Here is a 1,461-nt window from a genome sequence, read left to right as displayed (position 1 = left end):
CCAGCCTGTCGGCCAGCATGCCCGCCGCGCACGGATGGCGATATTCGCGGCGATCGTCCCGCGTGAAGCGGTTGTCGAGCCGCTATCCATATTGATCCGGGTATCCCCCAGCACCGGCCGCACATCCTCACGCGCGCAGCCGAGCGCCTGCTCCATGGAGACTGTACCACGGCCGTGATGCCCTGCCCCATTTCCACCAGATCGCACCACGCCTCGATCCGTCCATCCTCGGCAAGGCGCAGGCGGCAGGCCAGCGGATCCTCGAACAGCGTGCCAAGCCCGTTGCCCTGGTAGATCAGCCCCATCCCCACGCCGCGCAGATGCGTGTCATCCCCGCGCGCAGGCAGGCGGGGAGTGCGCCATTGCGGGCTGCTGGCCGCGGCGTCCAGCATCTCGCGCAGATATATGGAGGGGGCCACGGCCTGTCCCAGATACCCCCGATCCCCGGGACCACGCAGGTTCCGACGCCGGATCTCGACGGGGTCGAGGTCGATCAGGCGGGCCAGCCGGTCCATCTGGCATTCGACGGCGTAATTCATCTGGTTCGCGCCAAACCCGCGAAATGCGCCACCCGTGCCGTTATTGGTAAAAACCAGCCGCCCGCGTGAGCGCACATGCCCGGCCAGATAGGGGCCGGTGACATGCTCCATCGCCGTTTCCAGCACACAGGGCGCGAGTGAGGAATAGGCCCCGCAATCCGCGATCACATCCACATCCTGCGCCACGATCCGGCCCTGTGCGTCGCAGCCGGTTTTCATGCGGATGCGCATGGGCGGGCTCCTGGTGCCCGCCTGCACGGATTCCTCGCGGTCCAGATGCATGCGCACGGGCCGCCCGCTCCTGATCGCCAGAAGCGCCAGGGCGGGCTGCACCGTCAGTTCGTCCTTGCCCCCGAAAGCCCCGCCCACGGGGCTGGAAACGATATGTATCCGCTCGGCCGGCCAGTCGAGAATGCGCGCAAGCTGCATCCTGTCGCGCGTGCCATGCTGGGAACCGACACGGACATGCAGCATGCCCGCGTCATCGACATAGGCGTAGCCCCTTCCGTCTCCATGAAGGCGTGCATCTGCCGGGGGGTTTCGTATGTGGCTTCCACCACATGGGCGCAGGCGCCGAACGCGTCCTCCACGTCGCCATAGCCAAATCCGACCTCGCGGCACAGGTTGCCATTGTCATGCACGCGTGGCGCATCGTGTTCCAGCGCCGCCACCGGGTCTGACACCACCGGCAGATCCGCGTATTCCACATGGATCAGATCGAGCGCGCGGGCCGCCGTCACCGCGTCAATGGCCGCGACCGCCGCCACCATGTCGCCTGTATAGCGCACCTTCGTATCACACAGGGCGGGCTGGTCCTGCCATACGATGCCAAAGCCGTTCAGGCGGGAACGTCACGCGCGGTCACGACCGCATGCACGCCCGGCAGCGCCCGCGCCGCCGTGGCGTCAATCCGCACGATCCG

1 pseudogene is annotated in these 1,461 nt (G+C 67.2%); it reads right to left on the bottom strand.

Annotated features, from left to right (window positions below):
* Nucleotides 1-1,342, bottom strand: a pseudogene (locus JCM25156_RS31540) (xanthine dehydrogenase family protein molybdopterin-binding subunit); the annotation flags it as partial.
* Between the last annotated feature and the right edge of the window lie 119 nt (nucleotides 1,343-1,461).

Source organism: Komagataeibacter kakiaceti JCM 25156 (assembly GCF_000613305.1).
Note: the sequence above shows the minus strand (reverse complement) of the source record. Positions and strands in the feature narration are given on the sequence as shown.